Here is a 15,776-nt window from a genome sequence, read left to right as displayed (position 1 = left end):
ACCGCCTCGAAGGAGTCATCAATGACGCTCAGGAAGGGTTTCGAACCGCACCTCGCCATCGGCGAGACGACGGTCACCGGCCGCGATATCGAGATGCTGCGAGCCATCGACCGGTTCGGGTCGATGCACAGAGCAGCCGACGAACTCGGCCGGTCGTATCCACACCTCCAGCGGCGCGTAGTCGAACTGGAGGACGCCATCGGCCAACTGACGCGGCGGGCCCGCGGCGGCAAGGACGGCGGCGGAACCGAACTGACCGACGACGCGCTCGACCTCATCCGACGGTTCGAGCGGTTGCGCGTCGAACTCTCGGGCGTGACGAGCGTCCCCGAATCCGTCATCTCGGGAACGGTCACCGACCAGTACGGCGAACTGGCGACCGTCCAAACGGCTGCCGGGGAGATATCGGCCCGCGTGCCGGAAGCAGCCGAAGACGTCGAAATCGCCGTGCGAGCCGATGCCGTCGTGCTGATGGACCCTCACTCGCCGTCGGATGGCCACACCAGCCTCCGAAATCAACTTCGGGGCGTCGTCAACGAACTCGACATCGAGGACGCAACGGCCACGGTGAGTGTCGAAGTCGCAGACAGCGTAACGATAACCTCAGTCGTGACGGAGGAAAGCGTCGACCGGCTCGACCTGAAGGAAGGCACCGAGGTAATCACTGCGTTCAAAACGACGGCCGCGAGGGCGACGGCGCTGGATTCGTAAGTCCGGACGTAGCCAACTGGTCCGTTGCTTCATACCTTCACGGCCGCTACTGCCGACCGTTAGTTGAAGCCGCGATAGTACTGCCGCGGGACCGGCGCCTCGTGGCCGAGTTCCTTGGCCGCTCGAATCGCGAAGTAGGGGTCCCGGAGGTGTTCCCGGCCGATGACCGCGAGGTCAGCGCGGTCGTTTCGGATGATGGCGTCTGCTCCCTCCGCGGTCGTAATCTTCCCCACCGCGCCGACCGGCATCCCGCTTTCGCCGACGCGCTCGGCGTATGGGACCTGGAAGTGCGGGCCGGTGTCGGGAATCTGCTGGTCGGGATGAATGGCGCCCGCGCTGACGTCGATGAGGTCGACGCCGAGGGGTTCGAGGTCACGGGCGAGGCGGGCCGAGTCGCCGACCGTCCACGACTGGCGGTCCGGGAGCCAGTCGGTCGCCGAAATGCGGACGAAAAGCGGCGTCCCCTCGGGAATCTCGTTGCGGACGGCCGCGACGATTTCCCGAAGCAGGCGCGTCCGGTTTTCGAAACTGCCGCCGTACTGGTCCTCGCGGGTGTTCGTCACGGGCGAGAGGAACTCGTGGAGTAGATAGCCGTGGGCAGCGTGGATTTCGAGGATTTCGAAACCGGCATCGAGCGAGCGGAGCGCAGCGTCGACGAAGGCATCGACGATGCGTGCGATGCCATCAGTGTCGAGCCGTTCGGTTTCGAGCGGTTCGTCGTGGGGCCACGGCGTTTCGGTCGGGCCGACGGGCGTCCAGCCGCGGTCGTCGTGAACCGGACCGCCGCCGTCGGCGGGACGTTCCGTGGAGGCCTTCCGGCCCGCGTGGGCCAACTGGATGGCCGGCGTCGCGCCCTGTGATTTGATGAACTCGGTGGTCGGTTCGAGGGCGTCGGCGTGTTCGTCGCTCCAGATGCCGAGGTCGTGGGGCGTGATGCGGCCGCGCGGCGTCACGGCAGTGGCTTCGGCCATGACGATGCCGGCGCCGCCGGACGCTCGACTGCCGAGATGGACCTGATGCCAGTCGGTGGCGAGGCCGTCCTCGTCACAAGAATACTGACACATCGGCGAGACCATCACCCGGTTCCGCGCGGTCACGTCGCGGACCTCGAACGGCGTAAAGAGATGCATTACCGGACCTTCGATTCCTGCTCAAAAGACGCTTGTCTTCCCGGTACGTCGACCGGGGTTTCGGGGTCGGCGTCGGTCCGACTACAGCAACACGAGCGCCGAGAGGCCGACGAACAGCGCCAGCGTGACGAGGAAGACGCTGGTGCCGGCGGAGGCACGCAGTCGGACCGTCCCTTCCTCGCTGCCTTCGGGGAGTTCGGAAACGTCGACGCCGGGGACGCGCTCGGCGGTCCGGTAGGCGTAGCCGCCGGGGTCGGCGCCCACGCGCATCGAGGCGCCCGCCGTCGCCATCACGACGCGGTCGACGGCGGCCCACAGTTCGGTGACGCCCCACGTCAACCACCGGCCGAGATAGAAGCCGGCCGGGAAGACGATGCGGTCGACATCCGGGAGCCACGCGATGCGGGCCAGCGGCCCCTTGAGGCTGAAGAAGCCGGCGAAGCCGACGAAAAGCAGGACGGCGCTCTCGGCGAGGTGGCCCGTGCTGTAGGGGTGGAGTTCCGCGGCGAGGTAGTCGGTGAAGGGCAGCAACTCGAAGAGCAGCCCCGGCATCAGACCGAAGAGGAGACAGGCGCCGCCGACGGTGAACATGGCGGCGGTCTGGCCGAGCGTGGCGTCGTCGGGTTCGACGGTGTTGTCGCCGTGGAAGAACATGTAGTAGCCCAACTTGATGAAGGACATGAACGTCCCGACGGCGCCGAGAAGCAGCAGCCACCAGAGGGCGTCCCCGTAAGCGAAGCCCTCGATACCGAACTCGAAGTTGTGGATGTGGTGGGCCTCGTCGAGAATCATCCCCTTCGAGACGAAGCCGTTGGTGCCCGGCACGGCCGTAATGGAGACGGCCCCCAGCAGATACCCGACGAAGGCAAGCGGCATCACGTTCCAGAGGCCGCCCAACTTCTTGATGTTCTCCTCGCCGGTGCGGTAGACGACGACGCCGACCGCCATGAACAGCAGCGCCTTGAAGAGGATGTTGTTGAACAGGTGCGCGAGGCCACCGGCGATTGCTTTCTCCGTCCCGAGGCCAATGCCGGCGAGGATGTAGCCGATCTGTGCCTGAATGTGGTAGGAGAGCAGGCGCCGAGGGTCGTACTGCAGCAGCGCGAAGAAGGCGCCGTAGACGGCCATCGCACCGCCGAGATAGGCCAGCCACAGCGCGCCCTCGGGGAACGCCCGGTACATGGCGTAGGCGGCGATTTTCGTGGTAAAGACCGAGAGGAACACCGAGGCCGCGACGTGGGGCCGCGGGTAGGTGTCGGGCAGCCACGAGTGCAGGAAGATGAACCCGCAGTTGATGCCGATACCGATGGCAGCCAGCGGGACGGCGGCCTCGGCGATACCGGTCGCCGCGTCGTAGCGGAACGACCCGATTTCGACGAAGTGGACGACGACCGCGGCCAGCAGGATGGTGCCGCCGGTGCCGTGGTACAGCGCGTAGCGGTAGCCGGCCCGGACCGCCTCGCCGCCGTAATACCAGACCAGCAGCGTCGAGGTGACGGCCATCAACTCCCAGAAGAACAGGAGCGTCAGCCAGTCGCCGGCGAAGACGGCGCCGACGGTGCTGGCGACGTAGCTCATCGCGAAGGCCGTCTGAACGGGTGTCGCCTCGGTCTCGTAGGCGTAGACCACGGCGGCGGTCGCGAGGATGGAGACGGCGACCGCCACAAGGCGAGCCGGGTCGTCAACGTTGAGGAAGACGACGTCGAAGCCGAGGAACTGGGTGTCGATATAGAGGCCGTTCTCCAGCAGGAGCGCCTGCACGCCGACCGCCGCGGTCGAGGCGGCGGCGACGATGTGGCCCGGCAGTCGCGGGAGGAACGCGACGGCGAAGGCCGCCAGCAGGACGTAGGCGAAGGGCGGGATGGACTCTATCATCGCGCCACCTCCGTGCCCGCGAGAACGTTATCGACGATGACCTCGATGAGGTCGAGGAAGACGGCCTCCGAGGGAACGATACCCAGCAGGATGGCCCCAGTCACCGCGGCGACAATGGGGCCGAGCATGAACCACGTCGTCTCCGTGCCCGCGAGGGCCTCACGCGGCGAAAGCCGCTGCCAGCCACCGGCCGGCGGCCCCTCGTGGTGGTCATCATGCTCGTGGTCGTGGACGGCCGGGTCGTGGCCATCGGTGGTCTCGTCGGTCACGGACTCGTCGTCGGCGTCACCGTCGGCTTCGCCTTCCTCGGGCATCGTGTGGTCGCTCGGGTTCTGGTCGACGGCGTACTCGCCCTCGACGCGCGGGGCGGGTTGGCTGTAGTCGCGTTCGACCGACTCGCCGGAGAAATCCGGCTGGAGGTCCGCGGGGTCGACGTCGATGTCGTCTTCCACGTCGTCGTCAGCGTCGTCCTCGGCGTCGTCGATGGGGCTTCCCCCATCAGTCTCCGGCAGCACCGACCGCCGCTCGCCGCCGGGCGCGTAATCGACCAGCGGCTTGGCGTCGTGGTCGTCCTCGGCCTCGAAGAAGGCCGTGTAGACGACCGGCCAGAAGTAGGCGACGTTGAGGACGCCGGAGATCAACAGCGCGCCGGCCAGGTAGTAGGCAATCGGCGTGTAGGCGATGCCCATCTGGACGCCGCCGATGACCATGTAGTACTTCGAGACGAAGCCGGCGATAAGCGGGATACCGGCCATCCCGGCCGCGGCCAGCGCGAAACAGCCCAGCGTGACGGGCATGCGCTTGCCGATTCCGGCCATCTTCGAGATGTGGTCGGTGTGGGTCTCGACGTGGATGGCACCCGCACAGAAGAACAGGGTGAGCTTCATGAACGCGTGGGCAGGGATGTGCAAGAGCGCGCCGACCAGCCCGTGCCAGCCGAACAGGCCCAGCCCGAGGACGATGTAACTGAGCTGTGAGACCGTCGAGTAGGCCAGCCGCTGTTTGAGGTGGTCTTTCCGGAGCGCGATGAAGGAGGCCGCAAGCAGCGTGAACGCGGCCAGCGAGGAGATGAGCAGGCCCATGCCGATCTGGTAGGCCACCTCGGGGCCGAAGACGTAGAGGGTCACCCGCGCGACGCCGAAGGCGCCCGACTTGACGACCGCAACGGCGTGCAGAAGGCCGGAGACGGGCGTCGGCGCGACCATCGCGACGGGGAGCCACTGATGCAGCGGCATCAGGCCGGCCTTGACGCCGAAGCCGACCGCCAAGAGGAGGTAGGCAATCTGGACCAGCGTCTCGTCCTCGTTGGCCATCGTCGCCAGTTGCTCGATGCCGCCAGCGGTGAACGTGACGGTGCCGGTGCCGACCAGCGTCGTCAGCCAGTAGACCATGACCGTCCCCGCCAGCACGAGGACGCCGCCGCCGAACATGGTGTAGGCGAGGTATTTCCGGCCGGCCGAACGGGCCTCGTCGGTCTCGTCGTGGGCGACCAGCGGGTAGGTCGCCACCGACAGCAACTCGTAGAAGAGGAAGATGGTGACGAGGTTGCCGGCGAAGGCGATACCCATCGTCGCCGACAGCGAGGCGGCGAAGGAGGCGAAGTACCGGGTCTGGCCGTGCTCTTCGAGGCCGCGCATGTAGCCGATGCTGTAGAAGGAGGTGATGATCCACAGCAGGCTGGCGAGCATCGCGAAGAGCGTGCCCAGCGAGTCCGCCCGGAGGACGAACTCGATGCCGGCGACGAACTCGCCGGCGGAGAAGACGTAGGTTTCGCCGTCCAGCACGCCGGGCACCATCGAGGCGACGATGCCGAACTTGGCGACGGCGGCGACGATGGTCACGGCTTCACGGACGTTCGGCCGGCGATGAGTGGCGAAGATGCCGAACATCGCGGCGAACGACACCAACACGGCGTACAGGGGACGTGGGTCGTCTATCATAGGACAGCCTCCAGGAAGGGAGCAAGGAACGTCTCAATCGTCGGTGCGGAAAAGCCGAGGCCGACGGCAAGGACGGCCATCACGACGGCGGCGAGAATCATGCCGACGGAAACCGAGGGGTCGGCGTCGGCGATGTCGGCGCCGCCATCCGAGCGCAGCGACGCGTCGTCGGCGGCGACGGCGCCCTCGACGCCCTCGGCGGGTCGGAAGTAGATCGTCTCCAGCAGGCGCGCGGCGTACAGCAGGGTCAGCAGCGTACTGAGGAAGATAACCCCAGCGACGATTGGCGCGCCCGCCTCGACGGCGCCCCAGGCGATGTACCACTTGCCGAGGAAGCCGATGGACGGCGGGATGCCGACAAGCGAGAGCAACAGCACGCCCATCGCGGCGACGGTGACGGGCGAACGATAGCCGAGGTTAGCGTACTTCGAGACCACGCGGACGCCGTAGGCGCTCGATAGAACGCCGACGGCGAGGAACAGGCCGGTCTTCATGATGCCGTGGCCGACCAGATGGATGACGGCGCCGATCAGCGCCTGTTCGGTCGCGAGGCCGAAGGCGGCGATTATCATGCCGAACTGGGCGACCGAGGAGTAGGCCAACATTCGCTTGACGTCGGACTGGGTGACCGCGAGGATGGAACCGGCGAGGATGCTGACCGTCCCCGCGGCCACGAGGCCGCGGCGGGCCAGCGGCACCGCCTCGAAGAAGGCGGGCGTGAAGACGGTGTAGACGAGGCGGGCGATGGCGTAGGCGCCGACCGTCGAGACCAGACCCGAGATGTAAGCGGTGACGGTGTCGGGCGATTCGGCGTAGGCGTCCGGCATCCACGTATGCAGCGGGAAGACGGCGGCCTTGACCGACAGGCCGACGACGATGAAGGCGAAAGCGGCGACGATAAGCGGGTTCCGGTAGCCCGCGAAGTCGGCGATGGCCGTCGATAGTTCGACCATGTTCAGCGTCCCCGTCGCCACCAAGAGGAAGCCGACGCCGACCAGATACAGCGAGGCGCCCGCGGTCCCGATGATCAGGTATTTCAGCGACGCAAGGGCCGATTTCGGCGAGCGGTCCGAGGCGACCAGCGCGTAGGTCGTCAGCCCCGTGATTTCGAGGAAGACGAACAGGTTGAACACGTCGCCGGTCATCGAGACGCCGAGCAGGCCGCCGAACAACAGCAGGAACGTGCTGTAGAAGCTGTTGCGACGGGGGCCCGCCGTCCGGGCGTAGCCGAGGACGACCAGCGTCACGACGACGATGAGCGCGGCGACGACGACCGAGAACTGGTCGGCGACGAGTTCGATGCCGTACTGGCGGGGATAGCCGCCGAGGCTGTGGACGAGTCGGCCCTCCGTAGCAACGCGTCGACCGATAGTCGCGACGAGGCCGGCGTTGACGAGTGCCCCGAGGACCGCAATCGGCCACCCGATCTTCTCGAATCGGAGGCCCAACAGCAGCGGCAGCGTCGACAGCAGGATGGGCACCGCGACCAGCAGCGGAATCTCGATGTTACTCATCGGCCACCTCCCGGATGGTGTTCTCGTCCAGCGTACCGTACGCCGAGTAGATGCGGATAATAAGCGCCAGCGCGACGGCCGTCAGGCTGACGCCGACGACGATGGCGGTCAGCACGATGACCTGCGGCAGGGGGCTGGCGTACTCGCCGACCGCGCCGCCCTCCGAGGGGATGACGGGGATGGACCCACCCTGCACGTACGCCATCGCGACGAAGAACAGGAAGATGGCGCTCTGGAAGAGATTGAGGCCGATGACCTTCTTGACGAGGTTCGGGCTGGCAATCATCATATAGAGACCGACCGCAAGCAGGACGGCGAAGGTGGCGTAGGCGTACCGAGTCGTCAGGACGTCGACGAACAGCGGCACGTCGGGAATCACGCCTCCTCACCTCCATTGAAGCCGGCGGCCGTCAGGAAGAACAGCCCCATGATGACGCCGGAGACGATGGCGGCGACGCCGCCGATTTCGATGGCCTCCATACCGTACTTGGTGGCGTCCTTGCCGAGAATCGGCGCGTAGCGGCCGTATTCGAGGAACGCGCCGCCGTAGGCCAGGGCGCCGAGGCCGACGCCCACGAAGACGAGGACGCCGCCCGCGGCGAGGCCGGTGATGGCGTCGTTGCCGACCCACTCGCGGGTCGGTTCGGCGCCGAAGGCGAACGCGAGCATGAGGACGACGACGCCGACCAGCGCGCCGCCCTGGAAGCCGCCGCCGGGCGTGTCCGCGCCGTGGAAGATCATGAACAGACCGTAGGTGAGGATGAAGGGCGTCACCACCCGGACGGCGGTCATGATTATCTCGCTTTCCGTGTAGGGTGCTTCGGGGTCCTGCTGGCTCATGCGAATACCTCCTTGCGTAGGACGACGAGAACGGCGACGCCGGCCGCGAAGACGACGACGGCCTCGCCGAAGGTGTCGAAACCACGGTAGGCGGCCAGCACTGCCGTCACCGTGTTGTGGACGCCGGTGTCGACGTAGGACGACGCCAGATAGTACGCCGTCACCGACTCGCCGGGCGTGCCGGCCGCGCCGGTGACGGGCGTGGTCCCGCCGCGGAAGTTGTCGGCGGGGATGGCGCCGACGACGTAGAGCAGCACCGCCGCCAGTCCGGCTGATACCGTGGCGGCGGGCCAGTTGATGTCCGCGAGGACGACCCCCTCGGCCGGACGGGAGGTCTTGGCGATGGTCAACAGCAACAGGATGGTCGTCACGCCCGCGCCGATGGCCGCCTCCGTGAGACCGACGTCCGGCGCGAGCAAAAGCGAGTAGAACAGCGCCATCCCGAGGCTGTAGGCGGCGAAGACGATGATGGCCGCCAGCGTGTTCCGAAGGAGGGCGGTCGCGACGCCGGTCACGACGACGAACACCGCGAGGGCGAGACCGACGAGACTCATCGTCGCTCGTCCCCCTCCGTCCACGGCTCGATGCCTTCCTCGTAGGCGGCGCGAGCGACGGCGTGGGCCGCCGTCGGGTTCGTGATGAAGATGAACACGAGCAGCAGGACCGCCTTGATGACCTCCGACTCGAAGCCGTAGGCGAGGACGACGGCGCCGACGACGAGGCCGGCCCCGAGTGTGTCCGTCTGGGATGCGGTGTGGGCCCGCGAGTAGACGTCCGGGAGTCGAATCACGCCGACGGCGGAGACGAACGTGAAGAAGACGCCGCCGGCGAGCATCGCGACGATGATGCCCATCCGGATGTCGTTCATATCACGTCACCTCGCTTGACGGTGAACTTGGAGATGGCGATTGCCATCAGGAAGTTCAGCAGGGCATAGACGAGCGCGATATCGAGGAACGCCTCGGTGTCCATCGCCACCGCGAGCAGCGCGAGAATGACGACGGTGTTCGTCCCGAGGACGTTGACCGCAACGACGCGGTCCTGCATCGTCGGGCCCTTCACCGCACGGTAGAGGACGACGATGGCGAGAACGACGAGCGCCGCCGCCGTCGCGAGGAAGGCGGTTTCAAGCATTCAGTTACCGCCCTCCTCGGCGGCGTTTGCTTCGGCTTCGGTCTCCTCTTCCTCGTCGGGGTTCTGGAGTATCTCGCAGTCATCGCGTTCCCGCGGCGTGGCGATGGCGGCCGACGACCGGCCGTAGAAGGCAAACCGGACCGCGCGTTCGAGCGCGCCGTCGAAAAGGCCCTCGCGGGCGCTCTCGAAGAGTGCGTGGACGTAGAGGTCCTGGCCCTCCGACTGGACCGTCAGCGTCCCCGGCGTCAACGTGATGCTGTTGGCCAGCGTCGTCAGCGCGGTGCTGTCGCCGACCGCCGCGCGAACGCGGGTCATTCGGGGTTCGATTGGCATCTTCGGATGGAGGATGATGTAGGTGATGGCGATGTTCGCCACGATAATCTCGTAGAGCAGATACGGCACGTAGAGCACGAGACGGAGGCCCTGACGGAAGATACGCGGGACGTTGGGGCGGCTGGAAAGGGAGATGCGGTGGAGCGCGCCCGCAACGATGCCGGCGGAGACGGCGCCGGTGACGAGTTCGTAGTAGAAATAATAGCTGTCGCCGCTGGCGATTTTGAAGCCCCCGAGCAACTGATAGAAGGCGAAGGCGACGCCGAACAGCAGGCCGAACTGCAGGAGGCCGCCGGCCCGGGTCAACCGCGCGCGGCGGGTCTGCCGGTCGACCGACGCCTCCTGAACGGAGAGACCGCGTCTGACGAGGTCGACCTCCATCGGCCGCAACAGCGGGACGTTGCCGCCGGGGCTGAACTCGGGGTCAACGACGACCTCCGAGATGCCGTGGTCGGCGGCGTACTCCGCGATGACGCGGGCGTAGTCGTCCGGACTGAACAGGTACTCGTCCGTCCCGATAAGCGCCGTCTCGACGGTAATCGAGGTGTCGCCGGCGTCCTCGCGGGCCCATACTTCGACCCGCTCCAGCAGGTCCTCGGTTTCGTCGTAGACGTCGGCGCCCACGTCGCCGATATCGTGCCAAGCGACGGGTGCGACGAAGTGGAGTCGCGGGTCGTCGGCCTCCAGCGCGGCGTCGACGGCGTAGCCGACCGTCTGCCGCAGCGTGACCGACTGGCCAACGGGGACGAGCACCGCACCGCTTGCATCCGTCTCGGAGGTTGCGTCAGGCACGGCTAGTCACTATCCCGTGTATTTCACCACCCGCATCAAAACGGTTTATCTTCCGGACGGCGACGTGGACGACCAGACTCGCCCGCCAAAGCGTCGAACAACGCTTAAATCGGCGGCCCTCCGAGGCCGTGACATGACGCAGTCGGCACGCGCGTTCGTTCCCGGCCACATTACGGGCTTTTTCAGCGCCCACCCCGACGACGACCCGACGAAGGCGGGGTCTCGAGGCGCCGGCATCGCGCTTTCTGAGGGAGTGACGGTTCGGGTCGAACCGGGCGAGGGTCTCGAACTCAACGGCGAGAACATCGACATCGAGGCGGTCGACCGGGTGTTGGCCGCGCTCCGGACGAACGCACGTGTCGTCGCCGAAACCGACCTGCCCTTAGGCTCCGGGTTCGGCGTCTCCGGCGCGCTCGCCTTGGGGACGGCGCTGGCGGCCAACGACGCCTTCGACCGCGGCCTCTCGGAGAACGAACTCGTCACCATCGCTCACGGCGCGGAGGTACAGGCCGGCACCGGCCTCGGCGACGTGGTCGGGCAGGCCCGTGGTTGCTTCCCCATCCGACTCGACCCCGGCGCACCGCAGTACGGCACGATGGACGGGATACCCGCCCGCCGCGAAATCGAGTACGTCACCTTCGGCGAACTCTCCACCGAGGAGGTCATCGGCGGCGATACCGAGGAACTGACCGCCGCCGGCAAGAACGCGCTCTCCCAACTGGTCGCCGAACCGATGCTGGATACCTTCATGCACGCCTCTCGCCGCTTCGCCCGCGAGGCGGACCTGCTGACGCCGCAACTCCGGCGGGCGATTCAGGACGTCGCCGACGCGGGCGGCGAGGCCTCGATGGCGATGCTCGGCGAGACGGCCTTCGCCCTCGGCAGCGGCCTCACTGACGCCGGCTACGACGCCCAGCGGTGTGACGTCCATCTCGCCGGCGCGCACCTGTTATAAGAGGCGGCGCTGTCGGGCCGGATATAAAAGGAAGAGATGGGCCGACCGGCCGCCGTTAGAACGTGATGACTTCGTAGCCGTCGTCGACGAGCGACTTCATGCTCGGGTGGCCGTCGTACTCGTCGAGGACGACAAGGCCGGAGTCGTTGACGGCCTCTTCGGCCTCGAAGGCGCCGGAACAGAAGTCACAGACGCCGATATCGTCCTTGACGGCCGAGTAGAGTTCGTGGTAGTCGTGGTCGGGGTCTTCGAGCAGTTCGACCCACTGCGTCGCGGCGCCGTCGAAGATGATTTCGACCTCGTCGCCGGCCTCCACGAACTCCTTGGCGGCCTCCAGAGCGTTGAAGATGCGACCGGCGTTCTCGTGTCCGTCCCTGCCAGAATCAGGATTGCTGCTTTCGTCATTACAGCCAAGCATAGCGGGGGAGCGGGCAAAAGGACGCCTCGCTCGTGCGCCGGCCGGACAGACCACCGAAAGACGGCGCAGGGATTACCGGTTAGTGCTGGTGGTGATGGCTGTGGTCGTCCGGACGGCTGAACCGCCCCGAGAAGGCCCGTTGGACGACCTCCGACAGCGCCGGGTGGATGTGGACAGACTCCCGGATGTCCCGGACGGTGCCGGAGCCGGCTTTCATCGAGACGACGACCTCCTCGATGAGGTTCGACGCCTCGGGGCCGATGATGTGACAGCCGAGGATTTCGCCGTCGAGGTCGATGAGCACCTTCACGAAGCCGTCGGCGTGCATCGCGTCCCCGCGTGCGGTATCCTCGTAGGGGTAGGTTCCGGTCGCATAGTCGACGTCCGACTTCCGAAGTTCCTGCTCGCGCGACCCGACGCCGGCGACCTCCGGCGAGGCGAAAACCGCGAAGGGCATCGCGCTGTAATCGACGGCTTCCATCTCGTCGCCGAAGATGTTGCCCGCCACCGCGCTGGCCTCGTGGTTCGCGCTGTGTTTCAGCAGGTACTCACCGACTATGTCGCCGAGTGCCCAGACGCCGTCGGCGTCGGTTTGCAGGTACTCGTCGGTCTCGATGAATCCGCGGTCGTCGGTCTCGACGTCCGTCGCATCGAGGTTCAGCGTGTCCGTGTTGGGCCGCCGGCCCGCCGCGACCAGCAGCGTGTCACCCGTAATCTCGACCCGGTCGGATTCGGAGGGGTCGGCGACTTCGCCGCCCGCCGTCCGGACCGTCGGCGACTCGGGGTAGGGCCGGGCCTCGACGGTTACCTCGCCATCGCTTTCCTCGGCAGCGACCGCCTCGTAGCCCGTGTAGACGTCGAAGCGGTCGGCGAAGCGACCGGTAAAGGCCTCGCCGACCTCCTCGTCGGCCTCCGGCAGCAGGTGGGGGCGCCGGCCGATGATGCTGACGTCGCTACCGAACGTGCCGAAGAAGTGGCCGAGTTCCGCGGCGATGTAGCCGCCGCCGACGATGACGAGGTGCTCGGGCGGCGCCTCCAGTTGGAGGGCTTCGGTGCTCGTCAGGTACTCGACCGAATTGATGCCGTCGATGTCGGGTATCGACGGCCGGGTCCCCGCCGCGACGAGAACCGTCTCCGCGCGGAGTTCGGCGCCCTCGTCGGGGCCGCTGGCGATTTCGACGGTCTTGTCGTCGATGAATCGGGCCTCGCCGTCGTAGAGGTCGTGGCTGGCGGAGGATTCGAGGCCGCGCCGAATCGATTCGGCGTCGCCCGAGACGTCCTCGTTGACCTCGCGGACGATATCCGCGAAATCGACGTCTTCGATTTCCGCGTGGATGCCGAACTCCTCGGCGCGCTCGACGGTCTCCAGTACCTCCGCGTGGTACAGCAGCATCTTCGAGGGGATACACCCGCGATTGAGACAGGTGCCGCCGAGCGGCCCTTTCTCGACGACGGCGACCGACTGTCCCTGATTGGCCGCGACGTTCGCGACGTCGAGGCCCGACCCGGAACCGATGACCAGAAAGTCGTATTCGTCCATGTGTCCAGTAGGGCCTCCAGCGCATTAAACGGGGTTCCGGTCCCGTATGTGGGGCACACGACCGGCGAACCATGGCCGGCCAGCGGGTGCGTTTTTCCGGTACGCGTGCGTCGGGTATCGTATGCCAACGGCGACGCGGCCCACGACGGGAGGCCAGCCGTGAAACGGGCGTTCACCCGCCTCGAAGAGGCAGTCTACCACGTCGAGCGGATGTACACGCCGTGGAACATTCAGGTCGAAATCGAGACGCGCGAGCGCATCGACCGCGACCGACTCCGGGCGGCCGTCCGTGAGGCCTACGACGTCCACCCTATCGCCAAGGCGCACAAACGGCGGGGCGGGAAGGGCGGGACCGACTACGACTGGGAGGTACCTGATGAGGCACCGGTCCCCATCGAGGTAGTCGAAGCGAGCGACGTCGACCTCGATGCGCTTCGCCAGCGGTTCTACGGCGACGGCATCGACCTCTCGACGGCACCGCCGCTTCGCCTGCTCGTGGTCCGGAACGGGGGTGAATCGGGCGACCTGCTGTGGTTCTGTTCGAGTCACGTTCCCGTCGACGGGATGGGCGCCTACCGGATTTTGCAGGCTATCTGTACCGCCTACCGAGGGGAGGACCCGGCTACGGGCCGGTTTGGGTTCGAGGAGTCCGGAGAGGTACTGGACGGGTTTCGGCCCGATTCACGCCGTCGGCGGGCGCGATTGCTCGGGAAGACTGCGGGCCGTCTCGGCTATCTGTTCGACCCGCCGTCGCGACTGACGGGCGCCGAGGACCCCGCCGTGGTCGGCTGGCGGTATCGCCATCGGCGACTCGACGAGCGTGTCGTTGACGCGCTCCTCGACGGTGACGACGCCTCGGTCAACGACTACCTGCTCGTGGCGATGCATCTTACTCTCGACCGCTGGAACCGCGAGGCCGGCACCGCGGCCGAGAAATTGAGCGTCATGATGCCCGTGAACCTCCGCCCGCGTGAGTGGTTCTACGAGGGTGTGGGGCTCTACACCCTCTTCGAGAGCGTCACGACCGAAGCCGCCGACCGACGGAGTGCGGCGCAGGCGGTCGCTCGGGTTACCGACCAGACGCAGCGAATCAAGTCCGAGCGCCCGTATCTCGGCTATCTGGAGTGGCTGAACCTCGTTCCCGAAGCGGTACCGCTGTCGGTCAAAAAGCGCCTGCCGAAACTCCTCGACGGCCCCGGTGAGCGATTGCTCGATACCGCCGTCCTTTCGAACCTCGGCCGATTGCCGGAGCCGTTGCCCGCGCTCTCCGGAGAGCGTCCCGAATCGCTGTGGTGTACGCCGCCCTGCTGGCTGCCGACGCCGGTCAGCATCGGCGTGGTGACCGTCGGCGGGGAGATGCAACTCGGCTTTCGGTACGCGCAGTCGGCGTTCGACGGGCAAGAAGCGGATACCTTCGCCGACCGCTACTGCGAGCGGGTGGCCGACGTCGTCTGAGACTCAGTTCTCGCAGATGTCGATGAAGTTCTCGAAGACCTCGTCGCCCTCCTCGGTGTGGGCGACTTCGGGGTGCCACTGGACGCCGTAGAGGTCGCGGTCGGTGTCGCTCATGGCTTCGACGCCGCAGATGTCGCTTCGGGCGGTGCGGGTGAAGCCCTCGGGAACCTGCTTGACCTCGTCGGCGTGGCTGGCCCACACGCGGGTGTCGGGAGCCAGCGACCCGACGAGCGGGTCGCCGTCCTCGTCGATATCGACGGTGACGTCGGCGTAGCCGCCGTAGTCGCCCGAATCGACCCGGCCGCCGAGTTCGTCGGCGATGAGTTGCATGCCGAGACAGATGCCGAAAACCGGGACGTCGAGGTCCAGATACTCCCGGGAGTTGCCGACGCGGTCCATGTCGGGGCCGCCCGAGATGACGATGCCGTCGGCGTCGATATCTTCGGGTGCGGTGTCGTTGTCGATGAGGTCGGTGTCGATGCCGAGGTCCCGCAGCGCGCGGTGTTCGAGATGGGTGAACTGCCCGTGGTTGTCAACCACGACGATTCGCGTCATTAGGTACTCGTATCGGGTCTACCCCTAAAAAGCGTCTGAAAGGCGTGCCAACGTGCGACGAAGGCTTTTGTCCGCTGCGGCCCCAGTAGAGGGAGTGAACAGACGAGCATTCATCGCGGCCGCCGGCGCCGGGTCGGCAGCCCTCCTGGCGGGCTGTATCGGGGACGACGGCGACGAAAGCGGGACGCCGGACGGCGAGTGGGAACTCCGGGCCCGCATCGAGAACACCGACGACCAGCCGCGGGACTGGCGCGTCGAAGCGCGCTCGGGAAACGGGAACGTGGCGGCCGCCTACAGCACGCTGCCGGCGGGCGAAACCACCGACGTCGGGCTCATGGGGATGCGTCGCGGCGAGGACATCGAGGTCTACGCCGAGTCGGACAACGGCGCGCAATCCCAGCCGTGGGACCCTTCGGAGTGTCGCCGTCTGTTCGCCGACGTCACCATCAGCGGCGGCGAACCGGCCGTCGACACCGAGTGTCGCGAGGAGTAAACCCGGACGACATATAATGTCCTGTGTTGTGAATTAATCACCTTTTACAATTAATACTTTAGTGGTCGGCACGTTTCTCCCCATAGGAATC

At 66.7% G+C, this 15,776-nt stretch carries 16 protein-coding genes and 1 pseudogene; 4 read left to right on the top strand and 13 right to left on the bottom strand.

What is annotated here, in order from left to right; all coding sequences use genetic code 11:
• Positions 1–21: 21 nt before the first annotated feature.
• Positions 22–711, top strand: a complete 690-nt coding sequence (locus tag HWV23_RS11950) for a TOBE domain-containing protein (protein WP_178290626.1) — start codon at positions 22–24, stop codon at positions 709–711.
• 59 nt (positions 712–770) lie between these two features.
• Here the strand turns inward: HWV23_RS11950 and HWV23_RS11945 are convergent, their stop codons facing one another.
• The 10 genes from HWV23_RS11945 to HWV23_RS11900 form a co-directional block, all read right to left on the bottom strand.
• A complete protein-coding gene (locus tag HWV23_RS11945; protein WP_178290625.1) occupies positions 771–1,841 on the bottom strand; it encodes an NADH:flavin oxidoreductase/NADH oxidase in 1,071 nt (356 codons plus the stop codon).
• A gap of 81 nt (positions 1,842–1,922) precedes the next feature.
• The gene (locus HWV23_RS11940; RefSeq protein ID WP_178290624.1) at positions 1,923–3,716 is read right to left on the bottom strand and encodes a Na(+)/H(+) antiporter subunit D; all 1,794 of its coding nucleotides are present in this window, start codon (positions 3,714–3,716) and stop codon (positions 1,923–1,925) included.
• Complete coding sequence (locus tag HWV23_RS11935) at positions 3,713–5,656, bottom strand: cation:proton antiporter (RefSeq protein ID WP_178290623.1); 1,944 nt, start codon at positions 5,654–5,656, stop codon at positions 3,713–3,715. The genes HWV23_RS11940 and HWV23_RS11935 overlap by 4 nt, the downstream gene beginning before the upstream one ends.
• On the bottom strand, positions 5,653–7,170 hold the full coding sequence (locus HWV23_RS11930) for a proton-conducting transporter transmembrane domain-containing protein (protein WP_178290622.1): 1,518 nt from the start codon (positions 7,168–7,170) through the stop codon (positions 5,653–5,655). The genes HWV23_RS11935 and HWV23_RS11930 overlap by 4 nt, the downstream gene beginning before the upstream one ends.
• Positions 7,163–7,549: a cation:proton antiporter subunit C gene (locus HWV23_RS11925; protein ID WP_178290621.1), complete on the bottom strand. Its 387-nt coding sequence runs from the start codon at positions 7,547–7,549 to the stop codon at positions 7,163–7,165. Before HWV23_RS11925 ends, HWV23_RS11930 begins: the two co-directional genes overlap by 8 nt.
• Positions 7,546–8,010 carry an MnhB domain-containing protein gene (locus tag HWV23_RS11920; protein WP_178290620.1) on the bottom strand — a complete coding sequence of 155 codons (465 nt, stop codon included), beginning with the start codon at positions 8,008–8,010 and terminating at the stop codon, positions 7,546–7,548. The genes HWV23_RS11925 and HWV23_RS11920 overlap by 4 nt, the downstream gene beginning before the upstream one ends.
• Positions 8,007–8,564 (bottom strand): DUF4040 domain-containing protein, encoded by a 558-nt coding sequence (locus HWV23_RS11915; RefSeq protein WP_178290619.1) that lies wholly within the window; start codon positions 8,562–8,564, stop codon positions 8,007–8,009. Before HWV23_RS11915 ends, HWV23_RS11920 begins: the two co-directional genes overlap by 4 nt.
• A complete protein-coding gene (gene mnhG, locus HWV23_RS11910; RefSeq protein WP_178290618.1) occupies positions 8,561–8,878 on the bottom strand; it encodes a monovalent cation/H(+) antiporter subunit G in 318 nt (105 codons plus the stop codon). Before mnhG ends, HWV23_RS11915 begins: the two co-directional genes overlap by 4 nt.
• Positions 8,875–9,144: a cation:proton antiporter gene (locus tag HWV23_RS11905; RefSeq protein WP_178290617.1), complete on the bottom strand. Its 270-nt coding sequence runs from the start codon at positions 9,142–9,144 to the stop codon at positions 8,875–8,877. Before HWV23_RS11905 ends, mnhG begins: the two co-directional genes overlap by 4 nt.
• Positions 9,145–10,269 (bottom strand): monovalent cation/H+ antiporter subunit E, encoded by a 1,125-nt coding sequence (locus tag HWV23_RS11900; protein WP_178290616.1) that lies wholly within the window; start codon positions 10,267–10,269, stop codon positions 9,145–9,147.
• A 133-nt stretch (positions 10,270–10,402) separates the two neighbouring features.
• Between HWV23_RS11900 and HWV23_RS11895 the strand changes: the two genes are divergently transcribed.
• The gene (locus tag HWV23_RS11895) at positions 10,403–11,224 is read left to right on the top strand and encodes a pantoate kinase (protein WP_178290615.1); all 822 of its coding nucleotides are present in this window, start codon (positions 10,403–10,405) and stop codon (positions 11,222–11,224) included.
• A 55-nt stretch (positions 11,225–11,279) separates the two neighbouring features.
• On the opposite strand, the pseudogene HWV23_RS11890 reads toward HWV23_RS11895, so the two are convergent.
• Together HWV23_RS11890 and HWV23_RS11885 are read right to left on the bottom strand one after the other, a co-directional pair.
• A pseudogene (locus HWV23_RS11890) lies at positions 11,280–11,629 on the bottom strand (DsrE family protein).
• Between the two features lie 92 nt (positions 11,630–11,721).
• A complete protein-coding gene (locus HWV23_RS11885; protein WP_178290614.1) occupies positions 11,722–13,182 on the bottom strand; it encodes a dihydrolipoyl dehydrogenase in 1,461 nt (486 codons plus the stop codon).
• 159 nt (positions 13,183–13,341) lie between these two features.
• Here HWV23_RS11885 and HWV23_RS11880 point away from each other — a divergent pair, with 159 nt between their 5' ends.
• Positions 13,342–14,637 carry a hypothetical protein gene (locus tag HWV23_RS11880; RefSeq protein WP_178290613.1) on the top strand — a complete coding sequence of 432 codons (1,296 nt, stop codon included), beginning with the start codon at positions 13,342–13,344 and terminating at the stop codon, positions 14,635–14,637.
• Positions 14,638–14,640: 3 nt separating this feature from the next.
• Here the strand turns inward: HWV23_RS11880 and HWV23_RS11875 are convergent, their stop codons facing one another.
• A complete protein-coding gene (locus HWV23_RS11875; protein ID WP_178290612.1) occupies positions 14,641–15,192 on the bottom strand; it encodes a GMP synthase subunit A in 552 nt (183 codons plus the stop codon).
• Positions 15,193–15,286: 94 nt separating this feature from the next.
• Between HWV23_RS11875 and HWV23_RS11870 the strand changes: the two genes are divergently transcribed.
• On the top strand, positions 15,287–15,685 hold the full coding sequence (locus tag HWV23_RS11870; protein ID WP_178290611.1) for a hypothetical protein: 399 nt from the start codon (positions 15,287–15,289) through the stop codon (positions 15,683–15,685).
• The last annotated feature ends 91 nt before the right edge of the window (positions 15,686–15,776 follow it).

The organism is Natronomonas halophila (genome assembly GCF_013391085.1).
In the GTDB taxonomy this organism is placed as follows: domain Archaea; phylum Halobacteriota; class Halobacteria; order Halobacteriales; family Haloarculaceae; genus Natronomonas; species Natronomonas halophila.
The sequence above is the reverse complement of the archived record's forward strand: the minus strand, read 5'-3'. Positions and strand labels throughout refer to the sequence as shown.